Source organism: Kosmotoga sp., assembly GCF_982836095.1.
Genome location: NZ_CEYIHJ010000206.1, coordinates 1 through 2,817 on the forward strand (window position 1 = coordinate 1; position 2,817 = coordinate 2,817).

Below are 2,817 nucleotides of genomic sequence, written 5' to 3' on the forward strand. Positions count from 1 at the left end.
TGATCAACAGCTGGAAATGTTTGAGCAGAGATTTTATCTCTTCTGATACGTTAGGTGTGGATTTTTCAAGAACATTGAAAACGCAAGAAAAAGGCTTTCTGAGCTTACTGATCCTCCTGTATTTTAGGAAACAAGAATTTTGAAAATCATGTAGGAAAATATATATTAATATTGAAGTATATGTGAAGATGAAAAAAACCGAAAGCCGTTATTTAGAGAAATTATCGTCGCTTTTTCGGTTTCTTTTATCACATACACGTTAGGAGGTTCTGGGATGATTAGGGTTAAAGAGCTCTGGAGGGTGTACCACTATAAAAAGAAGACTGTTAATGCTGTGCAAGGAATCTCCTTTAAGGTGAATAAGGGAGAGATTGTGGCATTTTTGGGTCCGAATGGTGCGGGAAAAACCACAACCATAAAATGCCTCTGTGGTATCATCATCCCCACAAAAGGAGAAGTCAGGGTCTGCGGACAAGATCCGGTGAAAAAGCCACATAAAGTCGCTGCGCATGTAGGAGCGATTCTTGAAGGGAACAGGAACATCAACTGGAAGGCTGACCCCGTCGAGAACATCAGGTATTTCGCTACCAGGCGCGGAGTACCGTGGAAAGTTGCGAAAAAGATGGCCGTTGAGATCGTTGAGATGCTTGGGCTTTCGGAAAAAATCGGTGTCCCATCCGAAAAGCTCAGCAGAGGAATGCAACAGAAGGTTGCACTCGGAGTTGCGCTCGCACATCAACCGGAAGTTTTGCTTCTTGACGAACCTACCTTAGGATTGGATTATGACGCTTCACGCTTCATGATAGATTACATCCTGAAGCTCAAAGAACAGGGAAAGGCCATTCTGCTGACAACCCACCAGCTAAACATAGCTGAAAAGCTCGCCGATAGAGTGATGATAATAGATAGAGGTAAGATAGTGGTTGATAAAACCCTTGAAGACCTGAAGAAAGAAGCTTCAAAGAATATTTTGACCTTGAGTATAGATAATGAAAATCTCGATAAAGCCAAAGAGAAACTCCAGGATAACGGGTTCAAAGCAGAGAAGTCAGGCGGCGCTTTGGATGTACAATATGCTGAACCCGAACAACTTTATAAAATAATGGAACTTTTGAAGCCGATTCCTATCAACGGATTGAAGACATGTTCACCAACTCTAGAAGACATATTTGCTTCGTTCAAGGAGGGGAATATGAATGAATAAGCTGCTGGCCGAATTAGATTATGCGATGATAAGCCTTAAAAGATACAAATTCAACACCATCTTTACCATCTTCTTTACGTACATAGTTTTCGTGGCGATTTATGGAGGTGGTTCACTGGCAGGCGGTGGCCTTGGGGGATATTTCAAGCAAAACAGCGTGGCTTTCGCGATAGGTTATATCTTCGTTATAGTGGTTATGTCCGGTGTTGGGGGATTTGCTGGAGACATAACAGGTTACGCTAAAACGGGTATTCTGGAACAACTTTTTATGAGTGACATCCCCTTTGGGATCACGCTGGTTATAAGGAACATAGCTACCATAATCGTACAATTCTTTTTTATAGCATCGGTATTGCTCCTGATAACCCTTACCATGGGTATTCCCTTCGCGTTCAATCCATTACATCTAGTGATACTTCTGTTATCGCTTTTTGAGGTTTATGGGCTTGGGCTCATAATGGGCGGAATTGCTTTGCTCTTCAAGAACGTGTCTTCAGTGATCGGGGCATTGCAATTCTTCTTTATGCCACTGGCTTTCGCGTCGATACAGGAACCGTGGCTGTGGCTCGTCCCTATAACACCCGGAGCTGAACTCATGCGGAGGGTTTCGGCTGGGAGTTTGCAAACAACGGATCTGTTATTCTTTGTTTTGAACACGATTCTATACTTCGCCATTGGTTCTATTATTTTCAACATTTGCCTGAACGCTACCAGAAAAAGAGGAACAATGGGGATTTATTGATTTATAAAATGGCAGTATAAAATAAATGCTGTAAAAACATAAAAAGCCCTGTATCCTAGAATAGGAAAAACACAAAAACCGTACAAAGGAGGGATACAGGGCCTATGGAAATCAAAGATATTATACTCGAATTTCTAACAGAAAATGAAGAGGGCGAATTGCCTCATAAAAAATCTACTCGAAAAGAGAACGTTGCGTCAAAAATGAATCTACTCGAAAAGGAGGGATAATCTTCTCGAATACCAAAGAAGGTAGGCGTATACTGCTCCCCTGAAGAATTGAACAGGTAAAAAGTAGAGAACCAGAATAAAGACAAGGGGGTGCAGATAATGGGAAAGAAACCCCCGGCAGAAGAAAAGATGGCAATAATTCTGGAAGGGCTTCGTCGAGAAAAGAGCGTTTCTCAAATCTGCAGAGAATATGGGTTTTCACAAGCTCAGTATTACAAATGGCGCCGCAGGTTTTCCGAAGGTGCCAAAGAAGGCTTGGAAAACGGTAAGAAATCCAGGGTAAAACAGCTCGAGGAAAAAGTCGGAAAACTCAACAACCCAACGCTCACAGATTATTTTTGGGTTATTACCTGATCAACAGTTGGAAATGTTTGAGCAGAGATTTTATCTCTTCTGATACGTTAGAGGTGGATTTTTCAAAACATTGAAAACGCAAGAAAAAGGCTTTCTGAGCTTCCTGATCCTTCTGTATTTTAGAAAGCAAGAATTTTGAAAATCATATAGGCCCAAACTATGCAGTTAGCTAAATGAAGCCAGAAAGAGATGAGAAAAAGGCTTTGAGATTATGGACAAGCATACTAAACAGGGCAAAGAGAGCTTTATCCAGATAATGTAATTCTACTTGCTGCTCAACGAATTCC

General features: G+C 41.4%; 3 protein-coding genes and 1 pseudogene. All 4 read left to right on the forward strand.

Annotated features, from left to right (window positions below; genetic code table 11):
* Window positions 1-274 precede the first annotated feature (274 nt).
* On the forward strand, window positions 275-1,204 hold the full coding sequence (locus tag AC3LHT_RS10155) for an ABC transporter ATP-binding protein (RefSeq protein WP_488662807.1): 930 nt from the start codon (window positions 275-277) through the stop codon (window positions 1,202-1,204).
* Window positions 1,197-1,946, forward strand: coding sequence for a hypothetical protein (locus AC3LHT_RS10160; protein WP_290647445.1), 750 nt, complete (start codon window positions 1,197-1,199; stop codon window positions 1,944-1,946). Before AC3LHT_RS10155 ends, AC3LHT_RS10160 begins: the two co-directional genes overlap by 8 nt.
* Window positions 1,947-2,050: 104 nt before the next feature.
* The gene (locus AC3LHT_RS10165) at window positions 2,051-2,176 is read left to right on the forward strand and encodes a hypothetical protein (RefSeq protein ID WP_290647444.1); all 126 of its coding nucleotides are present in this window, start codon (window positions 2,051-2,053) and stop codon (window positions 2,174-2,176) included.
* A 99-nt stretch (window positions 2,177-2,275) separates the two neighbouring features.
* A pseudogene (locus AC3LHT_RS10170) lies at window positions 2,276-2,488 on the forward strand (transposase); the annotation flags it as partial.
* Window positions 2,489-2,817 lie beyond the last annotated feature (329 nt).